24 protein-coding genes are annotated in these 24,728 nt (G+C 43.0%); 13 read left to right on the top strand and 11 right to left on the bottom strand.

Translation table 11 applies throughout. The features are described from left to right. Positions 1 to 9: 9 nt before the first annotated feature. Entirely contained in the window at positions 10 to 618 is a 609-nt protein-coding gene (locus tag F9K23_12015) for a polysaccharide deacetylase family protein (protein ID KAB2915213.1), read from the top strand. Positions 619 to 629: 11 nt separating this feature from the next. On the opposite strand, the gene F9K23_12010 is transcribed toward F9K23_12015, so the two are convergent. Continuing rightward, positions 630 to 1,268, bottom strand: a complete 639-nt coding sequence (locus F9K23_12010; protein ID KAB2915212.1) for a methyltransferase domain-containing protein — start codon at positions 1,266 to 1,268, stop codon at positions 630 to 632. Positions 1,269 to 1,341: 73 nt separating this feature from the next. On the opposite strand from F9K23_12010, the gene F9K23_12005 reads away from it, so the two are divergent. The 3 genes from F9K23_12005 to F9K23_11995 all read left to right on the top strand — a co-directional run bounded on the left by F9K23_12005 (position 1,342) and on the right by F9K23_11995 (position 3,176). Beyond that, positions 1,342 to 2,154, top strand: coding sequence for a hypothetical protein (locus tag F9K23_12005; protein ID KAB2915211.1), 813 nt, complete (start codon positions 1,342 to 1,344; stop codon positions 2,152 to 2,154). 7 nt (positions 2,155 to 2,161) lie between these two features. Next, positions 2,162 to 2,461, top strand: coding sequence for a type VI secretion protein (locus F9K23_12000; GenBank protein KAB2915210.1), 300 nt, complete (start codon positions 2,162 to 2,164; stop codon positions 2,459 to 2,461). A 328-nt stretch (positions 2,462 to 2,789) separates the two neighbouring features. Continuing rightward, the gene (locus F9K23_11995; GenBank protein ID KAB2915209.1) at positions 2,790 to 3,176 is read left to right on the top strand and encodes a hypothetical protein; all 387 of its coding nucleotides are present in this window, start codon (positions 2,790 to 2,792) and stop codon (positions 3,174 to 3,176) included. Between the two features lie 69 nt (positions 3,177 to 3,245). Here F9K23_11995 and F9K23_11990 read toward each other — a convergent pair whose 3' ends face one another. Continuing rightward, a complete protein-coding gene (locus F9K23_11990; protein ID KAB2915208.1) occupies positions 3,246 to 3,806 on the bottom strand; it encodes a sigma-70 family RNA polymerase sigma factor in 561 nt (186 codons plus the stop codon). Positions 3,807 to 3,823: 17 nt separating this feature from the next. Here F9K23_11990 and F9K23_11985 point away from each other — a divergent pair, with 17 nt between their 5' ends. After that, positions 3,824 to 4,771, top strand: coding sequence for a zinc-dependent peptidase (locus F9K23_11985; protein KAB2915207.1), 948 nt, complete (start codon positions 3,824 to 3,826; stop codon positions 4,769 to 4,771). Position 4,772: 1 nt separating this feature from the next. Here the strand turns inward: F9K23_11985 and F9K23_11980 are convergent, their stop codons facing one another. Then, on the bottom strand, positions 4,773 to 6,191 hold the full coding sequence (locus F9K23_11980) for a nicotinate phosphoribosyltransferase (protein KAB2915206.1): 1,419 nt from the start codon (positions 6,189 to 6,191) through the stop codon (positions 4,773 to 4,775). An 88-nt stretch (positions 6,192 to 6,279) separates the two neighbouring features. Beyond that, entirely contained in the window at positions 6,280 to 7,176 is an 897-nt protein-coding gene (locus F9K23_11975) for an NUDIX domain-containing protein (protein ID KAB2915205.1), read from the bottom strand. Between the two features lie 192 nt (positions 7,177 to 7,368). Here F9K23_11975 and F9K23_11970 point away from each other — a divergent pair, with 192 nt between their 5' ends. Beyond that, on the top strand, positions 7,369 to 8,205 hold the full coding sequence (locus F9K23_11970; protein KAB2915204.1) for a DUF1963 domain-containing protein: 837 nt from the start codon (positions 7,369 to 7,371) through the stop codon (positions 8,203 to 8,205). 102 nt (positions 8,206 to 8,307) lie between these two features. On the opposite strand, the gene pyrF is transcribed toward F9K23_11970, so the two are convergent. Beyond that, entirely contained in the window at positions 8,308 to 9,108 is an 801-nt protein-coding gene (pyrF, locus tag F9K23_11965) for an orotidine-5'-phosphate decarboxylase (protein KAB2915203.1), read from the bottom strand. A gap of 631 nt (positions 9,109 to 9,739) precedes the next feature. On the opposite strand from pyrF, the gene F9K23_11960 reads away from it, so the two are divergent. From F9K23_11960 to F9K23_11945, 4 genes are all read left to right on the top strand, one after another. Beyond that, positions 9,740 to 10,072, top strand: a complete 333-nt coding sequence (locus F9K23_11960; GenBank protein ID KAB2915202.1) for a PadR family transcriptional regulator — start codon at positions 9,740 to 9,742, stop codon at positions 10,070 to 10,072. Between the two features lie 45 nt (positions 10,073 to 10,117). Continuing rightward, positions 10,118 to 12,385 (top strand): PspC domain-containing protein, encoded by a 2,268-nt coding sequence (locus F9K23_11955; GenBank protein ID KAB2915201.1) that lies wholly within the window; start codon positions 10,118 to 10,120, stop codon positions 12,383 to 12,385. Positions 12,386 to 12,576: 191 nt separating this feature from the next. Further along, positions 12,577 to 12,924 (top strand): hypothetical protein, encoded by a 348-nt coding sequence (locus F9K23_11950; protein KAB2915200.1) that lies wholly within the window; start codon positions 12,577 to 12,579, stop codon positions 12,922 to 12,924. Further along, positions 12,925 to 14,202, top strand: a complete 1,278-nt coding sequence (locus F9K23_11945) for a sigma-70 family RNA polymerase sigma factor (GenBank protein KAB2915199.1) — start codon at positions 12,925 to 12,927, stop codon at positions 14,200 to 14,202. It abuts the gene before it with no gap. 233 nt (positions 14,203 to 14,435) lie between these two features. Here the strand turns inward: F9K23_11945 and F9K23_11940 are convergent, their stop codons facing one another. After that, on the bottom strand, positions 14,436 to 15,098 hold the full coding sequence (locus tag F9K23_11940) for a thiamine diphosphokinase (GenBank protein KAB2915198.1): 663 nt from the start codon (positions 15,096 to 15,098) through the stop codon (positions 14,436 to 14,438). Positions 15,099 to 15,381: 283 nt separating this feature from the next. On the opposite strand from F9K23_11940, the gene F9K23_11935 reads away from it, so the two are divergent. Both F9K23_11935 and F9K23_11930 read left to right on the top strand, forming a co-directional pair. Then, complete coding sequence (locus F9K23_11935) at positions 15,382 to 17,445, top strand: hypothetical protein (GenBank protein ID KAB2915197.1); 2,064 nt, start codon at positions 15,382 to 15,384, stop codon at positions 17,443 to 17,445. Beyond that, positions 17,429 to 18,751 carry a hypothetical protein gene (locus F9K23_11930; GenBank protein KAB2915196.1) on the top strand — a complete coding sequence of 441 codons (1,323 nt, stop codon included), beginning with the start codon at positions 17,429 to 17,431 and terminating at the stop codon, positions 18,749 to 18,751. The genes F9K23_11935 and F9K23_11930 overlap by 17 nt, the downstream gene beginning before the upstream one ends. A gap of 168 nt (positions 18,752 to 18,919) precedes the next feature. On the opposite strand, the gene F9K23_11925 is transcribed toward F9K23_11930, so the two are convergent. Next, entirely contained in the window at positions 18,920 to 20,140 is a 1,221-nt protein-coding gene (locus F9K23_11925; protein ID KAB2915195.1) for a hypothetical protein, read from the bottom strand. A gap of 227 nt (positions 20,141 to 20,367) precedes the next feature. Between F9K23_11925 and F9K23_11920 the strand changes: the two genes are divergently transcribed. Next, positions 20,368 to 21,513 (top strand): cystathionine gamma-synthase, encoded by a 1,146-nt coding sequence (locus F9K23_11920; GenBank protein ID KAB2915194.1) that lies wholly within the window; start codon positions 20,368 to 20,370, stop codon positions 21,511 to 21,513. A gap of 9 nt (positions 21,514 to 21,522) precedes the next feature. On the opposite strand, the gene F9K23_11915 is transcribed toward F9K23_11920, so the two are convergent. From F9K23_11915 to F9K23_11900, 4 genes are all read right to left on the bottom strand, one after another. Next, complete coding sequence (locus F9K23_11915; GenBank protein ID KAB2915193.1) at positions 21,523 to 21,894, bottom strand: co-chaperone GroES; 372 nt, start codon at positions 21,892 to 21,894, stop codon at positions 21,523 to 21,525. Between the two features lie 46 nt (positions 21,895 to 21,940). After that, positions 21,941 to 22,429 carry a hypothetical protein gene (locus tag F9K23_11910; GenBank protein KAB2915192.1) on the bottom strand — a complete coding sequence of 163 codons (489 nt, stop codon included), beginning with the start codon at positions 22,427 to 22,429 and terminating at the stop codon, positions 21,941 to 21,943. Positions 22,430 to 22,432: 3 nt separating this feature from the next. After that, positions 22,433 to 23,704 (bottom strand): serine--tRNA ligase, encoded by a 1,272-nt coding sequence (gene serS / locus F9K23_11905; protein ID KAB2915191.1) that lies wholly within the window; start codon positions 23,702 to 23,704, stop codon positions 22,433 to 22,435. A 442-nt stretch (positions 23,705 to 24,146) separates the two neighbouring features. Further along, the gene (locus F9K23_11900) at positions 24,147 to 24,458 is read right to left on the bottom strand and encodes a GIY-YIG nuclease family protein (protein ID KAB2915190.1); all 312 of its coding nucleotides are present in this window, start codon (positions 24,456 to 24,458) and stop codon (positions 24,147 to 24,149) included. Positions 24,459 to 24,728 lie beyond the last annotated feature (270 nt).

Genomic DNA, 24,728 nt, shown 5'->3' with positions numbered 1-24,728 from the left:
ATAAGACAAATGTTTCGGTATAATACCCCACAACTGATGCCATGGCTTATGCCTGCTATTACCTGGAGGATGCCGCAGGAGGGTAAAAGTATTTACCTTACGTTTGATGACGGCCCTCATCCCGAGATTACTGAATGGGTGATGGATGAACTTGAAAAACACAATGCCAAGGCCACTTTTTTCTGTGTGGGCGATAACGTGCGCAAATTTCCTGAAACGTTTGATAACTTGTTGCAGCGCGGCCACCGCATAGGTAACCATACCCACAACCACTTGAACGGCTGGGCTACCGATAACTCTACCTACTTAAGCAATATTGAACAGTGTGATGAGTACACAAACAGCAATCTTTTCAGACCGCCTTACGGAAAAATAGGGTTGCGCCAGTTTAGGGCGGTACGCAAAAAGTACCGGATTATATATTGGTCGATACTTTCGCGTGATTTTGAGGCCACTTTGAATGTTGAAGAAAGCTTGGCTTATATGCTTGAACATACTACTGACGGTTCCATCGTGCTTTTTCACGATAGTGTGAAGGCGGAAAAAAACATGAAAGAATTGCTGCCCCGCTTTTTACAGCACTTCTCACAACAAGGGTATAGTTTCGTTACTCTGTAATCACTCGTAGCTTATTTTCGTCTACCCATAATTACCAAATGCACGGAGCTGTTTCCGTTTGCCATTGTGTAAGGTATCCGCTCAACGGCTGTTATTGCAAAACCGTTTTGTTTCAACAAACCAGTCAAATAGGTTTCGTCATAATAGTAAACATACATTTTATGCTCTCCTTTGCTATCTGTCCCCCACCCCGAAGCAGCATAATCCCCTTCAATAGCACTCACATACAAAACCCCATCGGGCAGTAACAAACTTACACAGTTTTTAAACAAGCGTTCGCAATCGGTTTTCTCCAAATACGGCAGGCAAAAACCGCACACAACACCTTGGTACTTTTGGCTAATGCTGCCAATATCCCTGCAATCCATCACACTCACATTTGCCGGCGGATTGTTTTGCTTGGCCAATGCTGCCATAGCCGGCGAAGCGTCAATAGCATCAATGGTGTACTCGGGTCTTTTTTCAAGTAAGTATTTTGTAATATTTCCCGGGCCGCAACCTATTTCAAAAATCCGGGCGGCAGGCAGTTCTACCAAGTTACAAAACCTGTCGTACGTGCCGTTATACAAATCCAAGTACATAAACTTTTCTTGGTAAGCGTCGGCTAACTTGTCCCAGCTTTCAAGCGTAGTAGTATATCTTTCTGACATTAATGTAAATGTACTTCAAACCGCTTGACGATGCACGCATATTTTATACCTTGCATTGACTAAATCCTAACGAATGCAAAACGAAATTGTCTCTTTTAGAGTTTTCCCGCTCGACCCTGCTGACCAAGTAATATCTATCGGTATTGTACAATTAGACAGAGAGAACTTTGTCGCTCAATTTTCAGTTGCCGTTAGTGGCGAAACAAGCTTTATGCCACCCGCACAGTGTGGTTTAGGTAGCCTTGTATATATTGAAGTTGGGTATGACGGCAACCTGAACGGATTGTTTTCGGGCAGGGTAACTGAAGTGGAATTAAATAGCAGCGAATCGCTTGGCTTTTATTACACTTATAAATGTGTGACGGATAGGAACAAAGAGCTAATGAAAGCTACAAGTATGGAGTTTAAGCCAGAATTAGGGGTGAATGTGTTGGGTATTAACTTAAGCTATAACGGCACAAAAACTACCGGAAGCATAAAACTACAGGGCAATACTGACGTTTGGTGCGATTATGAGATTGATTTTAGCGGGGTTGGGGAAGTGTTTGAAAAAAGTAAAGTGAGCCGTGTACGCCATATTGTGGCGGATGCAATTTGGACCACTGAAGTATTTATTGACGCTGAAATACCTAGCGACGACACTAGTAAAGTTGTTTTACAAACCCCCAAGGGCAATAGTATTATACTTGATGATACTACAAATAGCATTGTATTGAAAGATACAGCAGGAAATAAGATAAAAATGGGAGTGGGAGGTATTGAAATAACATCGGGCGACGGTATAAACACCAATGCAGAGTATATTAAACAGGTTTCTAAAGGCAAGCAGATCATCAAAGCCGAAGGGGAACTTAGGTTAGAAGGAAATATTATAAATCTTAATTAAAACCAGTATGCGTCCTGCTGCACGAGAAGAAGATTTGCACGTTTGCCCTATGACTGAGAAAACCTCAAAAGGTGATTATCCGCATAGGGGTGGTACTATTTTAGCGCCGTGTTCACCCAATGTTTTTATTAGCGGCAAACCTGCTGCCCGTGCGGGCGATAAGTTGTTTTGCCGAGGCCATGAAAACAATATTGCAGGCGGCTCAGGAACGGTGATGATTAATGGTCGTCCCGCTGCGCGCGCCGGCGACCCTACAACCCATGGCGGCTGGATTGACAGCGGTGCCCCTACGGTAAATATTGGGTAGTTTTTCGGTTTTGCGTCTTTTTCGTGCCCTTGTTATCTATTGGGTGTTAAACAAATTTTATAACCCCTTAAATAATTTTCAGGTATGAAAAACAACGATGTGATTTTGAAAAACGACGACTGCTGCGACGATAACACTTGTTGCGGTACAATTACCGTAATTGGCTGCGGAACTTCGGGTTGCTGCTAACGCCCCATTAAAATAACATTTTCAAAAGGGTTGCCTCAAAAGAGGGCAACCCTTTTTTATTCCCCCTGCGTCTTTTCATTGCTACGTTTATCTATTGGGTATTAAACATATTTATTAACCACTAAAATCATTAGTACGTATGAAAAACAACAGATTCAAAAGGCTTCTTATGGCCGCCCTGTTTTTGTTTACCGGCTTTGTAATTGCGGAGGCACAAAACGTGGTAAAGGAAAATGCTCCTAAAAACATGGAAATGCAGGTCTTTGCATCCAATGCAAGTGCGCCGGTAATGCTCCAAAAATTTTGCCCAGAACCCGCACAAACGGATTACTGTAACGTAAAAATTACCTGTGGCAAAACAGCTGAAGCATACAGTGTAAATTGCAGTAACAGCGAAGAGTGTGATATTTCCTGCTGTTATGAAAATTGCTGCATCGAGGATTGCTGTGACATTTACTGTGATGATGTGTGTTGTGAAGAAGGCGAGTGTATTGAAAGATGCATTGCCGCGGGTTGTATTGATTGAGTTTTACCCCTCCGTGCTGCACTATTTGGTGTAACAGGTTCCCCCGTTTACGGGGGAACGCACGGAAGCTTACACGCAGTATTGAGCGTGATACCTGCTCGATTTGGGTGTGCATTCCAAAATATTTCCGTACTTATCGTGGTCTATTTGGCAGCATTGTGTCAGCAATTCTTTTAGCTTGGTTTTGCCGCGCTGCACTCGAGATTTAGCTCCTGAGTATGAGATGTTCAGCTTTTTTGCCAGTTCAAGCTGAGATAAGTCTTCAAGCTCCGCTAACCGGATCGCTGCGCTATACTTTTCAGGTAGCGCATTAATAAACCTCCCTATACAATCTTCAAGTCCGTTAGCAGGTAGCACGGGTTCGATTGCCTCTTCCGTCTCTTCGGTGGCCGGCTGAAACTTGTTTTTTGAATTGAAATACCGGTTGGTTTCGTTGCGGGCTATGCTAAAAAGCCATTGCAACAGCTTATCGGGGTTTTTCAAACTCTCAATTTTTGTAAACGCCTTCACAAACACCTCCTGCACAATGTCGTTGGTTTCATCGTTATCCTTCACCAACGAGAACACATAGCCCTCAATCCGTTGTTTGTGCAACGGCCATTGTGCTATCAATTCGTTTTTAGTTTCCATACTTCTGTTAGGTATTGATGAAAGGGGTGCGAAAAAGACGCAAAAAATTTTACTTTCGGGCTCAAGTTTTATGCCAGCGTTTAGAAGAACGACTTATTATCATGTCAGATTTAATTACTGAATACATCCTACGCATAATTGCTGTTCTTTTTTTGGGCGCAGCCGGTATTGCTATCGTGCTGCTATTTATTAGTATTTTGTTTGATACCTATTTCAAATATTTGAATTATTACATATACGATATTACAGGGGTTTCTATAAGTGCTTTTTTTGAGTTTAACTTGTTTCCGCTCCCCGAAGAAAAGGCATCAATAATATTCCGACATTCTTCTTTTTATAGGAATCTAAGCCATTATCAGCAACGAAAATTCGGGTGCAGGGTGCGGAAATTTATCAGCAAGAAACACTTTATCGGACGCGGGGGATTTGCCATTACCGAAGACATTGAATTATTAATAGCCTCACAGGCAGTAACGCTTAGCTTTGGCATGAGCGATTATCTTTTGTCAGGTTTTGAAAAAATATTTGTGTATCCGCAGGAGTATACCTCTAAGATAACAGGCAAACACCACAAAGGAGAGGTAAACCCGGGCGGGGCTATTGTATTGTCGTGGAATAACTTTATCGAAGGTATTGATGACGAAAATGACAACTACAACTTAGGCCTGCATGAGTTTGCACACGCATACTTTTTACAAGCCCAACAAGACGGGGTACACGGTGAGGTGTGTATGGTAAGCCGACTTAACCGTTGGTATAGCCTTTACAATAACCAAGATTACAGGCAGGAACTCCAAGCCCACGATGCCCTGCGTGAATATGCGTTTACCAATTACCTTGAGTTTTTTGCCGTATCGGTTGAGTATTTTTTTGAAACCCCTGAAACCTTTAAGCAAAATGCACCCTATTTATATGGTTTACTTGCCGAAATGCTCAACCAAAACCCTTTAAAGGCAAGAAGGTAAATTACTCCTTTACCCGCTCACGGATATTTTCAAAAGAGTCATTCACCAACAATTTACCATCTTCAAAAACAGTATGTAATTGGTCTTGCAAGTGGGGTAATTCTTCTTCCCTTACGGTTTTATAGCCGTCATCGGTAAGCACCAGTTTTAACCTGCCTGCTTTTGATTTTTTAAACGACAGGGTAATGTTGCCGTTAGCGTCCAACTCCATTGGCCGTTTTTGCACATCCACCGCCTTGTCTCCCACCTCGGCATACGAGCATTTAAAGGCAAACTTTTGGGTATCGCGGTCAAGTTTTTGCAACAGCGCACCGCCCATGCCCAACACAAGGTTTTCAGCACCTATGCCGTGTTGTTTCAAGGCGGCATATATTTCTTTTATCGAGTCGTAATTAATACCGTCGCCTTGTATCACCCTTACTTGTTGGGGCAATACTTTGTAGCCCTTGCTGTTTATGGTGTACCCGAATTTATCCATCAAAATAGCAAACACACGGGTAAGGGTAGCCACAGGGTCGCCGCTATCGGGACGGATTACCAGCGTACCTTCGCGGGCAAGTACCATCTCTTTCAACTCCGTACCCCAATACTCGGCACACGCCCTGAAAATATCAAACGAATCAGACACACAAGCTACTATCCCTGTAGGAAAGGTTGTTAAAACGTGTTTAAAGATGTCTAATTCACCTTCTTCACCCAACAACGTGCAAATGGAATGTTCCGTAGCAGGGATGGACATACCGTACACTTTTTGGGTGTTGTAATACCGCTGTGCAAACACACTACCCATCAGGGTATCACTGCCCATAAAGTTTAGCAGGTGGGCTGCTCCGCCCAATCCGGCACTTTCTACCGAACTCACCCCTCGAAAGCCGAAATCATTCAACACAAAATCAATCCCTGCCTTTGCGGCATCGTCTGCCGTTTCGGTGTAGTATTGCTCCACCACCTTGCGTATTTGGTGCGATAACGTGGCTACCGTGCTGGGGTACCATACCTGCACCAATAATGTTTCTAAAAAGTTGGGCAGCCAAAAGCATTCAGGATCGGTGTTTTCAATTGTCATCATCACATTGCTTACAGGCACGTTACTGCCTTCGGGCACGGCTTTTATATGCACGGGCAAGTGGCCGTTGTGTTTTTGCACGATGTAATCAAACTTGCTGCGGTCAAACACATCAGCGCGACCAAAAACACCTTGTAACACCTTTTCGGCAGCGTCGATTTTTTCGGTAGTAATTACTTCCCCTTCAAGGTATTGTTTGATGAAATATTGCAGACCGAAAAACACCGTTTGGGGAAACAATCCGCCCCTGCTTTCAAAATAAGAATATACTTTGCTTGTACCGGGATAATATAGTTTGTGGTGCGAGTATTTGTAGGCATCGGCCAACAGCACCAAATTTTCTTGTGTTGTCATTATGGTTGGTTTCTTAACTTTTTAATCGTTGGGTAAACTCCCCTCCTTGTGGGGTTTGTGGGTTGAAAAGGAGGGGTTGGGGGAGGTGTCAAACCGCCAAATTTTGCAAGAGCATAGTTACCAAAACCGTATGTTCAGCAGTTATTTCCTTGCGCTCAATCATTGTTTTTAAGTCTTCTATGGCAAACCACTGCACGGCTTCAATATCATCCGCTGCTTGGGGCTGGCCGTAAACGTGGTGGGTTTTGTACAACAGCGTGATAATCTTATCCTCTTCGCTACGGTAGCGCCAATCGTCAATTTTTGCAGAGCCTACGTAGGTCATTGCTCCGGTTTCTATGCTGCCGCATTCCTCTATTAACTCGCGACGGGCAGAAGCCTCGTACGAATCGTCGGTAGGGTCGGTAAACCCGCCCGGGAAGCGCCATTGGGCAGTTCCGTGTTTGCGGCCCAGTAATACTTGGCGGTTATCGCCTGAAAGTACTGCAATATCTACCGTGGTATACGTTTTAGGAAAAGTGTTTTGCAGGGCATAATTTACCCCCAGCCTAAAATCAACCGAGCCTAACACTTTGTCGGCCTCATCCTGGCGGATGGTGGTTGAAGAGTATTGGCCTGCGGGTGGCAACTCTTTTACTTCTAATTTGCCAGTGTAGTAGGGGATAAAACTATCACGACTGCCATACAGCACAAAATGCTCGTGCGGAAAGGCAGAGAGTAATAAATTATCAAGGTTTTTGCTCCACACCTCGTCAGAGGGGTGGTCGGATAGGGGAAGCACTACCATATCGGGCAAGTACTGACGAAGCATTTTTTCGCGGGTATAAAAGTCAAACGGGTTGCGTTTGCTGCCTTTAATAGCGGTGATACCCACAACTGATACTATTTTGTTGTGCGACGAACGGATGTCGTCAATCAACGTTCGATGCCCTTGGTGCAGGTAGGGCGTTTGAAAACGGGCGACAATTACTCCTGTTGTTTTCATTTTGTGTAATTAATACGCAAATATACAATACAATGTTCATTCCTCACTTATAGACGTTAATAAATAAACCAAAATAAATATAACTACCTGAAAAACAGCCTTGAATAAAAACAACAAATGTTATTTCCATACCTCTTGCCTGTTGCAAACAACAGTTGAGAGATTACATATTGTAGAAAGCTTAAATTGCCAATGATGAATCTTTTTAAAAAATTATTTGGGGGAAAACATAGTAAAGGAGTGGTGGGAAGTTTTGAAAGAGACGATGAAATGAGTGCTTTAGTAAAAATGTATCAGCGTAAAACCACGTTGCTGCGTCCTCATAAATCAAAAACAACTTTATCATTTACTGAAAGTAAGTTTGGCGGAGAGGCGAATATGACAGGGTTTGATAGCTATCCTTGTTGCCCCTCCTGCGGTGCCCCCTTAAATTTTGTATTGCAGCTATACAAAGATGATTTACCTGAGCATTACTTCCCTGAAAATAAGAACTTATTTCAAGTTTTTCGGTGTCAAAACTTTAAATGTCCGGATGCCTATTCAGAAAAAAGTGATTTAAAAACGATTGTTTATTATTTCAATTATAAAGGAGGGAGTAACAGGATACTCGCAAAGAAACCACTGCAAGCAACAGATACCGAAGAAGAAGCTACGGAATGTTATTTTAAACTTTTTGTAACAGACGATGTTCCCGACCACGCAGATTGCTGGGCTAAGGAAATTAATGACATCGAAAAAAAATACGGTTACGAGGCAACCGAAAAATATCATCCCGTTATTGGAACTAAGTCAGGCGGATATCCCAGTTGGCAGCAATATCCCCAATACCCTGTGTGTAATTGCGGCAAAACGAAGGATTTCTTTTTCCAGCTTTCAAGCGAAGATGTAGAGGACGGTGTGAAATACCCTCCAAGCGATTTAAATTGGTCTGCTCACAAAATAATGATAGGTGATTTGGGAAACATATATTTTTTTGTTTGCAAATCGTGTGGCTATGAATCAATTGAAACAAATTGGGATTGTGGCTAAACAATTTCTTAATAAAAAAAGAACACTACTGTATTGTCAAACACTCCCAAACCAAGAGATGTGAGACATTAAATATTGCTTAATTTAATATGTAACAACCTATTATAACCAAGCAGCCATCTCGTTTTGCACTTTTTGGGCTTCTTCGCGGGCTTTTTCAGCAAAATCTTCCCCATTTGATGCATAAATCACTGCCCGTGAAGAGTTAACCAATAGCCCAACATCGCCGTTTATGCCGTATTGTGAAACATCGGCCAAACTACCGCCTTGTGCGCCTACACCGGGTACCAGTAAAAAGTTGTCGGGTACAATTTGGCGTACGTGCTGTAATTGGGCAGTGCGGGTAGCACCCACCACAAACATCAGGTTATCAGGAGTGCCCCATGTTTGGGCGGTTTCCATTACGTGTTGGTACAGGGGCTTCTCTGCCGACTGTAAATGCTGAAAATCATTGCTCCCCTCGTTAGAGGTTAGCCCTAATAAAATTGTCCATTTATCGGTAAACTCTAAAAACGGTTTCACGCTGTCGTGCCCCATATAAGGAGCCACCGTTACCGAGTCGAAATTCATCGTGTCGAAAAAAGTGCGGGCATACATGGCACTGGTATTGCCAATATCGCCGCGTTTAGCATCGGCAATGGTAAAAATTCCTTGGGGAATCAGTTTCAGGGTTTCTTCCATTATTTCCCAGCCTTTTGGGCCCATCCACTCGTAAAAAGCGGTATTGATTTTATACGCTACGGTATAGGGGGCAGTAGCTTCAATAATTTGGCGGTTGAACTCAAGCACGGGGTTAGCATGGCTGTGCAAGTGGGCTGGGATTTTCTTTAAATCCGTATCAAGTCCTACGCACAGGTAGCTTTTTTTGGCTCTTATTTGGGAAACTAACTCTTGTTTTTTCACGGTTGATTATTTCTGCCCGATGGCATTATAGTGCAAAGGTTGTGTGTGTCAACAAATAATACCAATCTTTTTTTAGGCAGGATGTGGATAGCCTTGAAAAGTGGTTGGGGGATGTCTGGCGAGGCTAGAATCCTAAAGGAAACCAAACGCCTCTATAAATTGGCGGGTTCATGTTTGGTATAACGTGTCCTTGATCTAATGATGTGATATCCACATTTTCCACAATAGTTTTTATAGGCATTTCTTTCCCGTTAAAAACTAAACTGTTCAGCAGTATTAGGGCATCTTCTTTGTCAAAAGCTGTTATACCACAACCTTATAATGTGCCTGCCGGTATTTCGGTCATCTCATAGTCTGAAAAATCGAAAGTGAACCAGTATCGTATTAAAGCATCACTAATACCCATATTGTGTTTTCCTCACACCAAAGGTATAATATAACCGGCTTAGGTCAACCCCTCTGTCCCTCCTTCGCAAGGCAACAATACTTCGACAAGCTCAGTATTGTTGCCCCTATCGAAAGAAGTATTCAAAAAATCATTCATCCTCAAAAAGTTACATTTTATAGAATACTATCTTTTAAATGGTACTATGTATTGCATAGTATTATAATTTTACTTTACCTTTGTATTGTGAATTTAGATAATATACAATCGCAAATGCGCAAAGGAGTGCTTGAATACTGCATTCTTGCCATTATAGCCCGTGAGGAGATATACGCATCAGACATACTGGCCAAACTAAAAGAGGCAAGTCTGCTGGTGGTAGAAGGGACATTATACCCCCTGTTGACGAGGCTAAAAAATGCAGGACTGCTAAACTATCGCTGGGTAGAAAGTCAGCAAGGGCCGCCGCGCAAGTATTACTCAATAACGGATGCGGGAAAATCTTTTTTGGCAGAGTTGAACACCACCTGGAAAGATTTGAACGATGCCGTGGGCACAGCTACAGGACAAACGCTGTAACAAACTATGAAAACATTTCACTTATAAAAAACACTACCAACTACAATGAACAAGATAATAAGCATTAACCTGAAAGGGTTTATTTTTCAGGTGGAAGAGGAAGCCTACGACCGCCTGAAACAATACCTTGAGCAACTGAACCGACATTTTGCCAAGGATGAAAGTCGCCTTGAAATTATAGACGACATTGAAAGCAGGCTGGCCGAAATGATGCAGGAAAGGCTAAAGACAAAATCGGCAATTACTATGACCGATGTGGAAGAGATTGTAGGCATAATGGGCAATCCTGCCGATTTTGAAACGGAAGAAACCGCCGAAGCCGGCGAAGATGAAAAAAAGGAAAACAAAAGCAGTGAATACACATTTGCTGATGATTTTGCCGCCAAGCGTTTCTTCAGAGATACAGAAAACAGCATTTTAGGCGGTGTGTGTTCGGGAGCAGGGCACTATTTTGGTGTAGACCCGCTTTGGGTTCGTTTGGGCTTTTTGTTCTTGTTTTTTGTAGTGGGTACCGGTTTATTATTCTATGTAATACTTTGGGTGATTATCCCCGAAGCCAAAACACAATCAGACCGTTTGCGGATGAAGGGAGAAAAAGTGAACGTTGACAATATTGAGAAGGCCGTAAAAGAGGAATATGAACGCGTAAAAAAAAATTTTGACGATTACCGCACGGGTAAAGGAGGTAAAGTGGGTCAGGCTGTGAACAAGGGCGTTGGTATAATGAGCGATATTGCAATGGGCTTTCTAAAGTTCATCAGCAAGATAGTTGGTGTGGGTTTGTTGGCAACAGCAGTTATACTTTTTATCACCTTTGTTGCCCTTTTGGGCAATTTAATGAGCAACGGCACTCTGCCCGTTCTTTCGTTGGCCTTTGAAAACACTAATGATTTTTGGCTGGTAGTATCATCAGGTTTGCTGTTGCTGTTACTTATGATAACGGGTATTATCTCATCAGCATTAAAACTGCTTAATCCACGCATTAAAATGTGGAGTAACAAAGCCATTACCTATCCCACCACAGCACTTTCAATAGTTGCCTTTGTTGTATTGATAGTAATGGCGGTAAAATATGGCAGTTCGTTTTCAAGCAGGCAATCGGTTACAACTACCCAAAAAATAGACGCCGGAGACACTCTTGTCATTTCAGCATTTAACCCCGTTTATTATAAGGTTTATGGTAACTACGACGGCCATTCGGACAGCTATTATGAATCAAAAGTGTTTTTCCCTACCCAGTTCAACTTTGTACACTCTGCCAACAACTCAATCCTGAACGATTCACTATGGCACATTGCGCGCTTTGAGGTGCAACGCAGTCAAAAAGATGTTTGGGAACTCGAAATCATTCGCTCATCACACGGGCAGGATGATTACACAGCACGCTTATATGCTGAGAAAATACCGTTGGATTATATGGTTACCGACCAAAAACTAACGCTGAATACACACTTTTATGCGGGCAAAAATATCCCTTACCGCGACCAAGAAATTGTTTACCGTTTGTGGGTACCAAAAAATAAGGTAGTGTGGTTTGAGCAAGGTGTAACCGAGATTATGGAGTTTGGCCTTAAACACCGGGTTACCGACCCCAATAATTACGGGCTGATATGGCAAATGGGCGACAACGGTCTTAAATGTTTAGACTGCCGCAAAATTGATAACGGCTCAATACCCGCTGACGCTAAATGGTTCTATTTGGACAATTTTAACGAGGTAGATATTAATATACCCGCTACCGTAAAAATTAACCAAGGTGATGAATATACTGTGGCCGTACACGGACCTGCAAGGGTGAAAGAAAACGTTGAGATACGGGTAGAAGGAGGCAAACTTAAAGTGGGATACGACGCAGGTTTGTTTGATATTTTTGACGGCTATAACATTAGTGATATACAAGTACTGATTACCATGCCCAAGCTAACCAAGGTTGAAGGCAGCGGAGCTAACCAAATTGAACTAAGAGGGGTGAAAGGTGAAAAGCTGGTGATAGAACTAAATGGTGCCTGTCGGTTGGAGGGAGAAATTGAGGTAAAGGAAGTGAAGTTGGAGATGAACGGCAGTTCGACGGTAGAATTAGAGGGCAGGGCAGAAATTGTTGATGCGGATATAACAGGTGCATCAAAACTGAGGGCATACAATATGATAACGGACACGTATAGCCTAGATGTTGTTGGGGCAAGCCATGCTGAAATTAATGCGCAGAAAGAAATAAAAGGCGACTTATCCGGGGCAAGCGAAGTGTTGTATAAAGGTTCTCCCTCTCTTAAAGTACAAACATCAGGAGCATCCAACCTTAAAGCAGCTCCTTAATTAAATCGAGACAACTTTTCATTATACAGTGTTTTTTTGGGTCGTGTGGTAAACACGGCCCTTTTTGTTTTATATTGTATGTAGGCCGCTTTAATGGCAGGAAAAAAGAATTAAAAAAAAATTTTATAATTATTGTCCAAAAATCTAACCCCCATTCGTAATAACAGCATCAACATTAAAAAAATAAAAACATGAAAGATTTTATGCTTTTGTTCCGTGGTGGCGACGGACGTAAATTAGATTCGCCCGAGGAAGTACAAGCCCACATGCAAAAATGGATGGTTTGGATTAAAGACCTAAACGAAAAAGGCCACCAAGCAGGTGGTCATCCGTTGCTTGATAACGGAAAAACCATTAGCGGCACAAAAAACATTGTTAGTGACGGGCCTTTTACAGAAGGAAAAGAAATTGTAGGCGGCTATTTGTTAATTAAAGCCGACTCACTTGAGCAAGCTACAGAGCTTTCAAAAGGCTGCCCTACGCTTGATTTTGAGGACGGCATCGTTGAAATTCGTCCGATACAAAACAACGGAATGTAATTGCAACATACATCATCACAAGAACTCACAGAGCACCTTTTCCGTAATGAGTACGGCAAAATGGTGGCTTCGTTAACACGTATCTTCGGCATGGGTCAATTGGCACTTGCCGAAGATATTGTTCAAGATACTTTACTGCTAGCCTTAAAGCAGTGGGGCTATAACGGCCCACCCCCCAATCCGGTGGCATGGCTATACACAGTAGCCAAAAACAAAGCTATCGATTACCTGCGACGTCAAAAAAATATACGAAAAATTACCGGCGACTTAGGCTACTTATTAGACTCTGCCTACACAATGGAGGCTACAATGAGCCATTTGTTTTTAGCCGAGGAGATAAAAGACAATCAATTGCGGATGATTTTCGCGTTGTGCACGCCCGTGCTTAGTAAAGAAGCGCAAATAGCACTAATATTAAAAACCCTTTGCGGTTTTGGAAATCAGGAAATTGCAGCAGCTTTTTTAACCAATACAGAAGTAATTAATAAAAGACTATACAGAGCCAAAGAAAAATTGAGGCAAATGGACTCATTGCCTGCCTTACCTACGGGTGCCGCGTTGACAAAACGCTTGGATACAGTACTTAAAAGCATTTATCTTCTTTTTAACGAGGGATACAACAGCTCTACAGGAAAAGACGGCATTTTGAGCTACGATTTGTGCTTTGAAGCGATGAGACTTTGCTTACTACTAACCGAAAACCCCGCAACAGATATGCCGCAGGTGTGGGCATTGCTGGCTCTAATGTGTTTTAACGCCTCCCGTTTTAACTCACGGGTGGATGGCGAAGGAATGATAGTATTATATGCCAACCAAAACCGCGAGTTATGGGACGAAGAGCTAATAAAAAAGGGCGTTGATTTTCTAAAAGAATCAAGCATGACACAAAACCTGAGCAATTACCATATTGAAGCTATGATAGCCTCGTATTACTGTCTTAGCCCTTCATTTGAAAAGACAGAATGGGGAGAAATATATCGTTTGTATGAACTATTAGAAAAGATAAACCCATCGCCAATGGTGCAGCTGAACAAGGCCATTGTACTTGCCCATGCAGGGCAACCGATGCAGTCCATAGAACTATTATTGCGACTAAACGAGCTAAGAAACCATCATCTGTACCACGCTGCTCTGGCACATATATACCATATAACAGGACAAAAATCATTAGAAGAGCAACATCTTATCTCATCAGCAGCATTAGCAAAAAGTCCAAAAGAAAGAGACCTAATTGCAAACAAATTGAAAACATTAAGAATGCACTCTTCATTACAATAAAAAAATCATAAATCTTTAATCGCAAATACTTTTCCAGTAAAGAAATATTTACGTATTTGCATACGGTTAATGAAACAAAAGAAAAAACCTGCTTTAACCTGGGAACGCCATCAACTACGCCAGAAAAGAATACAATTTGTTTTTTGGGTATTCGTGGCCACTATATTTATAGTGCTTTTAGGTCTATTTGTTTTTTTTGAATTTACATGATAGGGTACCTCAAACCTACAACTCTAATCATGGCATTCCATCAGCAATAAATCGCCTTCGGTATAACTGATTTTAACAATACCGTTTTGCGAAGCTTCATTGCTGCTGCCTATTCTTTTGCCCAATTCAAGCCAATCATTAGTAAGGTTATACAAAAGCCCTTCTGTACTTATACCCCCTGCAAAACCTACAGGCACCAGCGATAAAATTGTTCCTTTAGGGTACCATTTTTCAAAATTTCCGTTAATCGGGAAAATTTTAGAGTAGTTATCCCACACCACTATATTTATGCTACCCTTATACTTTACTATATTGGTAATATTTGCCATAGTATGGTCGGCGCGCAGGCCGGTAGCCCAAACAATGTTCACCGCGGGGTACCCTTGCTCAAGCAAGTAATCAATACCCTTTTCAAGATCGGTTTTATTTTGGTCGGGGGTATGCACAACCGTCACAGGCTGGTGGTGTGCCAGTTTCTCCTCGGGGCGGTGTTCGCGGTCAAAATCACCCAGCACAATATCAATCTTTATCCCTAGCTCAAGCACACGGTCAAGCGCACCGTCAAGCACCATTACAGTTGGTTGCCACTCTAGCAACTGACCCATCAGTTCAGCACTGCACTCTTCGCCGTTAGCAATAATCAACGCCGGCTCTTGTTTCTCTTTTACAAAATGGTGAGATGACATAGTTGGCAATATTACACCGCTGTTTACTAAAATAGTAAAGCAATACATGATTAGAACACACAAATTTTTGAAAATCAACAAATAAACTATCGTTAGAAAGATAAATCAGTATCGGGCAACCTCTGCTACCCGCTAAACATTGCAGCAATCACGAGCCTTTCGTCGAAAACAATAGCAAAACGCACATTTTTACAGTAGTTTTACGCTATACAACCTATTGCACCAATTTCTCCGTCTATTAAAAAGTTATATTGTCTTACATTTGCTTAAACCGCCTAACCAATTGAAAACTATTATCAAACCCGTATTGATTATTTTGGCAGCCGTGATGGCTTTTGCCTCATGTCGGCGCGATGAGTATTCATCATGGGAAACCAACATGCTCACGCCCATTGCCAGTACTTCGTTAACGCTCAATCAACTGGTCACGGATTCGGTAGTGAGAGAAAACTTAGACAGCTCATTACAGCTTGTTTTCGACCATACCTTGTATACAGCGCGCGCCAATGACTTTTTTGTAATCCCCGATACGGAGGTAAAAGCAACTTTGACGTTGGAAAAGTTAGTGCTGTCTGATCGAACATTGTCTCAGGCTATTACCCTTGAGCAAGCGTTTCCGGGTGCGGCAGCCTTGCACGGTTTCACAGTAAACGTGCCGGCACAAAACGTAACCAGTGTGCCCCCAACTCCTATAGATGCCAGTTCGTTTTTTCAAACAGCATTGTTAAACGAAGGCTACATTGATTTTTCAATAAGCAACGGTTTTCCGGTGGATATAGAAGAGATTGAGTTTAAGCTGATAAACAAGGTTACCGGCAATACGCTGGCTACAGATAAGCTTACCAATATACTATCGGGGCAAACAAAAACAGCTACCAGCAACTTGGCGGGCAAACAGGTGGATGCTTCATTAGAGGTGCAGGTGATAAGTATGAAAACCTACGCTACACCCAACCCTGTTACCGTAAACAAAAACGATAAAGTAAATATTACCATTACTGTACGCGGACTAAAACCGCAGAGTGCTACGGCTATTTTCCCCTCACAAAGTGTGCACAGCAAAGACGAGAACGCGCTGTATAACTTTAACGGAGCCGAAATGAAGAAAATACGCATTAAAGAAGGCGTTTTGCGCCTGCGTATTGTTAGTACCATACAAGAAAACATGACGGTGTATTACAGTATACCGCATGCTACTCGCAACGGCAACTCAGTAAGCGAGGTTTTGAAGGTAAATGCAGCACCCCCCGGCGGCGGCACTGATGTAATAAAAGATATTCCGCTTGAAGGATATACCATTGATTTAAGGGGTCGTAACCCATCGGTAGATGATACCGTAAATGCGTTTTGGAACTTGCTGAACGTAACTCTTGATTCATCGGGAAGGCAAACCAGCGTTTCGCTTAGCGACAGTGTTTATATTTATTACGGCCTACTAAACATGGTGGCCGAATATGCCGAAGGTTATTTTGGCCAACAAGTGCTTAAAGCAGGCCCTTCTACACAAGCCTTCAGTATGTTTAAAAACACTACGGGAAACATTGATTTTGAAGACATGGACTTGACCGTGAACCTTGTAAACGGTATTGGAGCTGAGGCAAAGGTGGATATTAAGAGCCTTAAATCTCGCAATACCCGAACAGGCAATACGGTAATTCTTAATGCGCCTTCACTGATTGGAACACCCGTAAACATTCCCCGTGCTACGGATAATCCGTTTATGGAGAAGAAAAACTCGTATCTGCTCAATAAAAACAACTCTAACGTTAAGGCATTTATTCTTAACATGCCGGATGAGTTGGAGTACGAAATGGATGTTACCACCAACCCTAACGGCAACGTATCTAACTGGAAAGATTTTCTTTACGACAAATCGGAGCTTAGGGCTGATTTAAGGCTAAGTATGCCGCTTTCAATATTGGCTGATAACTTAGTGCTTGCTGATACATTGGCTTTTGAAATGTTTAGCGACGGCAATCTGAACCGCGTGAAGGAAGGTTCGTTCAATATCATTATTGATAACTCATTTCCCTTTTCAGCGGGCGTACAATTGTACCTTTTGGATGAGTTTGGCAACATTACCGACTCAGTTATTGCAATGCCCAACAATGTTGTAATAGCTGGAAATGTTGACGTAAATACCAACAAGGTAATTTCGCCCGTGCGTTCGGTACTAAAAGCCCACTTTAGCCGCGAAAGGATGGAAAAAGTGAAACAATCAAAACGCTTATTAGTGCGCGCTACTTTTAATACGCCAAAAAATAGCACTACCCCAGTTAAAATATACAGCCATTATAAATTCGACGTTAAACTTACCGGTGATTTTGTTTATGAACAACGCTTTTAGACTACCCGCTGCCATTGCTGCTACACTTTTGTTTTTTAGCGGGCTAAAAGCACAAACCGATACTACTAAAGGTTTTGTTGCTACGCCCAACCCGCTTGACAGGTTTACGGCTTTTTATATGCACCCCCTAAGCAGCCACTACGAGGGCAGTATGTTTGAGGCCGATTACGGCCTTGAGTTTAGCTCTAACTGTGCTGTAAATGCCCTTGCGTATGATTTTTACTTTAAAAAACCACTGAACGCTGCCGATATAAAGACCACTGCCGATAAACTTTCGGCGCTAAACATTGGCGGCAGGGAAACCAACGCAGGGTTTCAGTTCGTTATCTCGCCCAAAAAAATGTATAACCACCTGTTTACAGTGAAGTATGCATTCCGCAGGCATCAAAGCGCTGAGTTTACCAACGATTTTGGTAATTTCTTTTTTAGGGGAAATAAGCAAGGCGCAGGAAAAGAGCAGATTTTTGACGACCTGCAATACCTTACCACCCGCTACGATGCTTTGCAACTAGGCTGGACCCGATTTTTTACCATAAAAGGCCGCAGGGCAAATATTGCTGTGAGCGCAGGACTTGCAAGGGGATTTGAATACCGCCGCTACGACATTGGCCGTTCACGTATGTTTACCGAATCTAACGGCGAATACATTGACTTATCGCTGGAGTTGGAGGCTAAACAAAGCTATTTTCAGCCCTACCGCCCGTTTTATCTTGAGCCTTCGGGCTGGGGAGCCATTTGCGACGTGAAGTTTAATATGGCTATTAATGAGAAAACAGGAATTGGCGTTGATATTAGCGATATTGGTTTTATCCGTTGGAAAGAAGGTTCTTCTACCTATTCTCGCCGAGACACTACCATACGATACGAAGGCGTATTTGTTTCCTCGCCCGATAGTTTGAGCAGTCCGAGCTACGTAGAGCGTTTGGGCGACAGTATTGTTACCCGTTTTAACATTCCGTTTTCGGTAAATGCGTTTAGCTCAGCATTGCCTGCCCGTTTTGCACTTACCTATTACCTTAAGTTTAACGATAAGCACTTCTTAAACATTCGCTTGCGTGCTATGGCGATAGCCAGCTATCGTCCGCAGTTAAACATTGAGTCGGTAAACTTTATCGGCAAAAAATTCTACTCTACCACCGGCATTTCCATTGGCGGGTTTGGCCCGTTTGATATTTACCAATCGTGCGGTTGGCAAATTAACAAGCGGTATTCAACCGCATTGGGTTTGTTTGGTATTGAAGGAATGCTGTTGCCTACCAAAACTGCAGGATTTGGCGGAAGATTGGCCGTTGCTGCCCGTTTGTAGAAATTAAACCCGTTTTGTCGACGGGCATAAAGCCCGCCTCTTTTAATAGATACGTCCCCAATGGTTTAAAACCATTGGGGACGTTACCGTTTAAAGACCTGAATTTTATATTCAGGTAATTTTGCCACGAGCTTTAAACCCGTGACTATTCTTTTATACCAAGCATTATCATTTACCCAACGAGACCGTAACGTTGTAGCCAAACCAAGCCCTCACGTTTACTTGACTGCGGGTAAAGGTTTTATTGTAGAAGTAAGAGGGTGAGAAATCAACCCCAATTTCGCCGTTGTTATTTTTATACGAGGTATAGCTGAGGTTAATGGTTGGTCCTGCGCTGATGTGAGGCCCTTTTTTGCCTGTTGAAAAGCTGAACATCGTTCTTAGTTGTTGTATTTGTGTACTGCGGTTTTTGTACACCAGATTGTTTTTGTGTATCACAAACCATTGCATCCACTCAGGCTCAATATAAACGCGGTTGGCAAGACGTATACTGGTACCAATACCAATCATAGGGCCGTAACGGTAATCTTTTTCGTGCAATTGGGTTGCCATACCCACATACCCGTGAAAGTGGCGCGTACCGCTTTTTAAAAACGCTGTAGCGTTATAGAACTCCGTCGTCATTACCCCAAAGCGCATAATGCCCCCTTTACGGGATATATTTACCAAACCCAGCTGCACGGATTTATCATCCATAGAATCAGCAATATTAATAATGCCTATTTGTGCACCCTTTACAAAACGGGCCTGACTAACCACACCCGCAATCTGCACGCCTTCAACATCACCTTTGCAAAGACTTACTACACCTGCTGCTTGCATCCCTTCTATATTTCCGTTACTAATGGCTACTACACCGCCGGCTTGCATACCTTCTACACTATCACCGCCAATAATAGCAACTACACCACCCGCCTGAAATCCGTCAACACTTCCATTATTACCTGCAAAAACACCCCCTGCTTGCAAACCCTCAAAACTACCGCCGTTCAGAGCTACCACTCCTCCTGCCTGAAAGCCTTTTGAAGCACCGCCTGCCGAAGCCATCACACCGCCTACTTGTGTACCCAACACACTGCCGTGCACAAGGTCCATCACCCCTGAGGCTTTAAACCCTACGGCGTGTGCTTTAGTAATGCTGTACACCCCTGAGATTTCAGTACCCAGTGTGCCTTTGCTATGTCCGCTTATGGCGTTTATCGAAACCGTGTTATACACTTTCGTGCTGTTTAAGCCATTAGTACCTAAGGGGTGAATAAAGCCAAACTGCATAGGCATTACAGTTTCGGTGGCTCTTAAAGTATCTACATTGGGCAAGCTGTCGTTTTGTGCCCATACATTTGTTAACGTTGCAAGCAGCAATGCTGCTAAAAAAATAATCTGTTTCATGGTTTTATGCCCTTATGACATTCATGTGAAACAATACCCCTACGCCGAAATGAAAAATTTTTTGCAGACTAAAAATTTATCCCAGTTCCACGTCAAACAGTCTTGTCAAAAACCCGTAGGTTTGCAGCAGCAAAATGCTTTTAACAGTTGGCCTTTGGCTATTAGCATTCCTAACCCAAGAGCCAACAGCAATCCCAATAACTGATAACAAATAACCGACAACGAAGATGAAATTCGGAACAAAAGCCATACACGCAGGACAAGAGCCCGACCCAACCACCGGAGCTATTATGACTCCTATTTTCCAAACCAGTACTTATGTGCAAGAAAGCCCCGGTAATCATAAAGGGTATGCTTATGCACGCGGCAAAAACCCAACCCGCAAGGCGTTGGAAGATTGTATTGCCGCTTTGGAAAATGCTAAATACGGCTTGTGCTTTAGCAGCGGTATGGGTGCTATTGATGCAGTAGCCAAACTAATGCGCCCCGGCGATGAGGTAATTTGTGCCGATGATTTGTACGGCGGTACTTACCGTATGTTTACAAAGGTGTTTGCCCACTTTGGCATCAGCTTTAAGTTTGTTGATTTAACAGTGGCAGATAATCTGAAACAACACATTAGCCCTGCTACCAAACTGGTTTGGATAGAAACTCCTACCAACCCCACTTGTAAGATTATTGATATTGCTTCCATAGCTGCTATTACCAAGCAACACAACATTACACTGGCAGTAGATAATACATTTGCGTCTCCCTACCTTCAAAACCCTTTGGATTTGGGTGCTGATATTGTAATGCATAGCGTTACCAAATATTTGGGCGGCCACAGCGATGTGGTAATGGGTGCTTTGTGCATGAACAGCGACAGCTTGTATGAGCAATTAGCCTTTATACACAATAGCTGCGGAGCTACTCCCGGCCCTATGGACAGTTTTTTGGTATTGCGCGGTATAAAAACCCTGCATTTGCGTATGGAGCGCCATTGCAGCAACGGCCGCACCATTGCACATTACTTGCGCCAACACCCACGTGTAGGCAAAGTATATTGGCCCGGTTTTGAAGACAGCCCCGGCTATGAAATTGCCCGCAAACAAATGCGCGATTTTGGCGGTATGATTAGCTTTACCCTTAAAGGCGATGATAAAGAAGAAGCCTTCCGCGTGGCTTCATCGTTTGAGGTATTTTCATTGGCTGAATCGTTGGGTGGTGTTGAATCATTAATCGGTCACCCTGCCAGCATGACGCACGCCAGCATTCCTAAAGAAGAACGCGAAAAAGCAGGCGTTAGCGACGGTCTTTTGCGCCTTAGCGTAGGAGTTGAAGATATTGAAGATTTGCTAGCCGACTTGGAACAAGCGTTGCAGGTTAAATAAAGACTCTACTTATAGTTCCTCATCCCTAATCAGCATCAAAATTGCGTGATGGGGAACTATTAAATACTTCTCGCCTTCGTATTCTACCTCATACGCCCCTTTTCGTAAAAACACTGCCCCATCGTTGTCTTGTGCTTGCAGGGGCAAGTATTTCATTTTGCTTTGGGGTTTCCAGCTTTCGCTGTCATCTTCAAAATTAGGAATGGGATATCCGGGGCCTATTTGTACAATGGTACCCGTTTGCACCTCGTCTTTTTCATACACGCCTTGGGGCAGGTAAAGACCGCTTTTGGTTTTATCGCTAAAGTTTTTGGGCTTTATCAATACCTTATCGCCTACTAATACCAGTTTACGAAGTTTATTGTCTTTAGTGATTTGCATAGCAACGCAAATATAACGGCTTTGCGGGTGTGTGCCGATTTTGAAATTAAAAATTCCCTGCCGAAAATTTGATGGTTTTGCGGTAGTTACCGCCAAAGGCGTACGCAATGTAAATGCCCGGGGTAAAAGAAACGGTGCTTATATCCAACTGGATAGGAAAACTGTTTACACTATTGATAAACTGCTGCTGCACCACATTACCGTATATATCCACAATCATAAAGGTGAGGCTACCTCCGCTGTTTTTAAACTGAAAGGAGGCTTTAATCATCCTATTAGGGGCATCTTGACCTATAAACATTTCCCAATCGCCGCAAACCCCTGTGGTATAACTAAAATTCTGTATTCCCCCGTGGTTAATGGCATCACACTCGTTAAAGTAGGTTTTACCGTCGCAAGCGCAAACAGGGTTAAAAGGAGTATTACACTGGTAGGTAGGATTTTTAGCAAAATCATCGAAACAGCCGTTTCCTTGTGCTGCTGCCGATAAAGCCCACACAGAGCCTACCAGTGTATATATGATGTGTTTTAACAACGTTTATTTTATGATTTCAAAGCCCGTGTAGGGGTGCAATACTTTGGGCAACACAATTCCGTCAGGGGTTTGGTTGTTTTCGAGTAATGCAGCTACAATACGGGGTAACGCCAGCGCACTGCCGTTTAGTGTATGAGCGATGATATTTTTACCCTCGCTGTTTTTATAACGCAACTTCAAACGGTTGGCTTGGAAGGTTTCAAAGTTTGATACCGAGCTCACCTCTAACCAACGTTGCTGGGCTGCGCTGTACACCTCCATATCATACGTGAGGGCACTGGCAAAGCTCATATCACCACCGCACAAGCGCAATACGCGGTAGTGCAGCTCAAGCTTTTGCAACAGGCTTTGAACGTATTCGCTCATTTGCTCCAACGTTTCGTACGATTTTTCGGGAGTGGTTACCTGCACAATCTCCACCTTGTCAAACTGGTGCAAACGGTTCAAGCCGCGAACGTCTTTACCATAACTGCCTGCCTCGCGACGGAAGCAAGGAGTATAGCCCATGTTTTTAATGGGTAGTTCATCCTCGCGCACAATCACATCGCGGTACAAGTTGGTAATGGGCACCTCTGCCGTTGGGATAGCGTACAAGTTATCCAACTGCATATGGTACATCTGTCCTTCTTTATCGGGTAGCTGACCGGTACCGAAACCGCTGTCTTCGTTAATAAAAATCGGTGGTTGAATTTCGAAATATCCGGCTTTTAACCCTTCGTCTAAAAAGAAGTTAATAAGGGCGCGTTGCAACCTTGCTCCTTTGCCGCGGTATACAGGGAAACCTGCTCCGGTAATTTTAGCACCGGTTTCAAAATCAATCAAATCGTATTGGGTGGTAAGTTCCCAGTGGGGTTTAGCTCCTTCTTGCAAAGCGGGCATCGTTCCCCATGTTTTTACTACCTCGTTATCTTCGGGCGTGCGACCCACAGGCACCATCGGACTGGGGGCGTTGGGCAATATCACCAAAGCATCTTTCAACTCGGCTTCCAGTTTCTCAAGCTGCCCCAAAAGGGTTTTTTCTTTCTCCTTTTGCACGACGGTTTGTTGTTTTAGCTCGTCGGCCTTTTCACGCTGACCGCTTTTGTACAAGTCGCCAATTTCCTTAGCCAATTTGTTGGAGACTGCCAAAACATCGTCAAGCTCTTTTTGTGCTGCGCGGCGTTTGTCGTCAACCAACAAAACAGCCTCTACGCCTTCTTTTGCGTTGGCAATTTTCTTACTAAGCCTTTCTATGGCTTCGTTTGTGTTCTCTCGTAAATAGCTAAGCTGTAACATAAAAATCTATATGCCCTCAAAAATAGCGCAAAATGGGGTAATGTTCAACTGCTTGTTACTAAAGACTTGGTTTTACGGTAATTGCGGGGAGGGTTATAGGCTAATTGTTAAGCCTGCTCGGCGTTCGTTCATTGCGAGGAGACCTTCTTAGGTCAACGAAGCAATCCGTTTGTAAAGGTCGTTAAAGATTGCTTCGCTATTATTTTTTGGTTTTCAGGTATAATTGGTTTTGCCGCTCGCAATGACGAACGCCGAGCCGTCATTGCGAGGAAGCCGTCTTCGGCTGACGAAGCAATCCCAATGAATTATTTCAAAAGACTGCTTCACTAACCAAAATATATAATTTCCTGCTTTTTGAAATTACCTGTTCGCAATGACGAGGTGGCGGCCAAAGTTCGTCATTGCGAGGAGGCCGTCTTCGGGCGACGAAGCAATCCCAAAGTTAAACCTCAATCTCCCCCGAAATAATCTTGAGGTATAAATTTTCCCACTTGGGATTTATAGTATTTATCAACTCCTCTTTTCGTTTTCTACTCCCTGCTTTTAATTGTTTTTCTCTTGCAATGGCTTCTTCTATGTGGTTAAACCCTTCAAACCAAACCAGCGTTGTTAAATTGTATTTTGCTGAAAAACTATTGGGAAACTTCTTATTAATATGCTCCTCCATTCTTTTCATCAAATCAGCAGTAACCCCAACATATAATGTGGTGTTATTAGCATTTGTTAGAATGTAAGTATAGCCGACACGTTTCATTTTATTTCTGTGGCAACGGATTGCTTCGTCGTACCTCCTCGCAATGACGCAAAGTTTCTGTCTTTTCGAGCAACTATCGTCATTGCGAGGCTTGCGTAGCTTGCCGAAGCAATCTTTTTGTAAAGATAGTATAAGATTGCTTCGCTATTATTTTTTGGTTTCGGGTATAATTGATTTTGACGCTTGTAATGACGAACGCCGAGTCGTCATTGCGGGGAGGCCGTCTTCGGCTGACGAAGCAATCCGTTTGTATCGTTTCATTGGGATTGC

The sequence above is a fragment of the Bacteroidota bacterium genome (genome assembly GCA_008933805.1).
Classification (GTDB): domain Bacteria; phylum Bacteroidota; class Bacteroidia; order UBA8524; family UBA8524; genus SB11.
This window is presented reverse-complemented; position numbering and strand designations above follow the sequence as displayed.